Source organism: Arenimonas sp., from assembly GCF_019459675.1.
GTDB lineage: Bacteria > Pseudomonadota > Gammaproteobacteria > Xanthomonadales > Xanthomonadaceae > Arenimonas.
The window spans coordinates 1-2434 of record NZ_JAIBFH010000166.1 but is presented as its reverse complement, the minus strand read 5'-3'; the positions used below and the strand labels follow the sequence as shown (position 1 = coordinate 2434).

Below are 2434 nucleotides of genomic sequence, written 5' to 3'. Positions count from 1 at the left end.
CCCCCCCCCCCAGGTAACGCTCTACGCCGCGGCTGACGCCGTCGGGCTGCAGCGCCGCCGCCAAGGCCAGGGCATCGGCGCTGAGCCAGCGCCCGCCGCGGTGGTCGGCCGGGCGCGCCCGATTGGCGCGCGAGATAACTTCATAAAAGCGCGCGCGGTCGTCCCCGGCCGCCAGCCAGGACGCGACGTCGGCGTGCTGCAGCCCGTGGCGGGTCACCGCCTCCCAGTCCACCAGTTCGAACCGGGGGAAGCCCCGGAACACCACGTCGGCCGCCTCGGGGTCGAAGGCGATGTTGAATTCCGCCGGGATGGACGTATTGCCCTGCCCCGTCACCGCCCCGCCCATCACCACCAGCCGCCCGATGCGCGACGGCAGGTCGGGATCCAGGCGCAGCGCCAGGGCCAGGTTGGTCAGGGGGCCCAGCGTAACCAGCAGCAGGCGCCCCTGGTGCGCCTTCGCCAGGCGGATGATCGCCAGCGCCGCGTGCTCCTCGGACGCCGCCCGTGTCGACCGCGCATAACCGGTGTCGCCGAAACCATCCTGGCCATGCACGTACGCGGCGTCGTCGGCCTCGTGCAGCAGGGGCACCGGACAGCCGGCGTACACCGGCACTTCAACGCCCGCCACCTCGCAAAGCTTGAGCGCATTGGCCACGGTGTGGCGCAGGCCGACGTTGCCCGCGGCAACGGTCAGGCCCAGCAGGCGGTGGCGCGGGTCGGCGAAAGCCATCAGCAGGGCCAGCGCGTCGTCCACGCCGGGGTCGGTGTCGATCAGCAGGGGAATGAGTTCGTCCATGCCCCGAGTATGCAAGACGATGCCACCGGATGAAAAAGGCACGGGGTCCCGGGGCGGACCGCTCAGGCGCCCGCGAACTTCGCCGCGCCGCCTACCCAGCGCAGCACCAGCCGATCGGCCAGGTCGGGCGACTGCGCCAGCATCGCGTCGGCGGCCGCGTGCACTTCCGGCAACAGTCCGGCGTCACGGACCAGGTCGGCCACGCGGAAACTGGCCAGGCCCGTCTGGCGCGTGCCCAGCAGTTCGCCCGGACCGCGCAACTCCAGGTCCTTCTCGGCGATCAGGAAGCCATCGGTGCTTGCGCGCATCACTTCCAGGCGCTCGCGCGCCATCTGCGACAGCGGGGCGCGGTACATCAGCACGCAGCTGGACGCCGCCGCACCGCGCCCGACGCGCCCACGCAGCTGGTGCAGCTGCGCCAGGCCCAGGCGCTCGGCGTTCTCGATGATCATCAGGCTGGCGTTGGGCACGTCCACGCCCACCTCGATCACCGTCGTGGCCACCAGCAGCTGCAGGCGGCCCGCCTTGAAGTCGCCCATCACCGCCTGCTTCTGCGCGGGCTTCATGCGTCCGTGCAGCAGGCCCAGCCGCAACCCGGGCAGCAGCAGGCCCAACTGTTCATACGTGGACTGCGCCGCCTGCGCCTCGACCTCGTCACTGTCCTCGATCAGGGTGCAGACCCAGTAGGCCTGCCGACCCTCCGCGCACGCGGCGCGGATACGGTCCACCACTTCGCCGCGGCGGTCGCCGCTGATCGCCACCGTCTGCACCGGGGTGCGGCCGGGCGGCATCTCGTCGATCACCGACACGTCCAGGTCCGCGTAGGCCGACATCGCCAGGGTGCGCGGGATGGGCGTGGCCGTCATCACCAGCTGGTGCGGCACCTGGCTGCCGCTCAGGCCCTTGTCGCGCAGCGCCAGGCGCTGGTGCACGCCGAACCGGTGCTGTTCGTCCACGATGGCCAGGGCCAGGCTGGAGAAAACCACCTTGTCCTGCATCAGCGCATGGGTGCCCACCACCACTTGCGCCTGGCCGCTGGCGATTTCGGCCAGCACCGACGTTCGGGCCTTGCCGGTGACCTTGCCGGCCAACCAGGCCACACGCAGGCCCAGCGGCTCGAACCAGGCGCGGAAATTGGCCAGGTGCTGTTCGGCCAGAAGCTCGGTAGGGGCCATCAGCGCGACCTGGCGCCCCGCCTCCACGGCATTGGCCGCGGCCAGCGCCGCCACCACGGTCTTGCCGCTGCCCACGTCGCCCTGCACCAGCCGAAGCATCGGCTCGGGTCGCGCCATGTCCTGCGCCACCTCCGCCAGCACGCGCTGCTGCGCGCCGGTCAGCTCGAACTTCAGTTCGCGTCGCAGCGAAGCGGCCAGCTTCCCGGCCGCTCGCACCGGCATCGCCCCGTGCGCGCGCAGCGAGATCCGCTGGCGGCGAAGGCTCAGGTGGTGGGCCAGCAGTTCCTCGATCGCCAGGCGACGCAGTGCCGGGTGCACGCCCAGCTCGAAATCGCGCAGGTTGGTATCGGGCGGCGGGCGGTGCGCGGTCAGCAGGGCGTCGCGCAGGGTTGGCAGCATCAGCCGGTCGCGCAGGCCGGCCGGCAGCAGCTCCAGCTCATCGGCCGGCGGCAGCCGGTCGAGC

The 2434-nt window shown here is 71.9% G+C and carries 2 protein-coding genes; both read right to left on the bottom strand.

All coding sequences use genetic code 11. From position 1 onward, the window contains the following. Positions 1–796: nucleoside hydrolase (locus tag K0M70_RS05890; protein WP_290780543.1), on the bottom strand; the 796-nt coding region annotated here is incomplete at its 3' end. Between the two features lie 62 nt (positions 797–858). Continuing rightward, positions 859–2434: ATP-dependent DNA helicase RecG (recG, locus tag K0M70_RS05885; protein ID WP_290780540.1), on the bottom strand; the 1576-nt coding region annotated here is incomplete at its 5' end.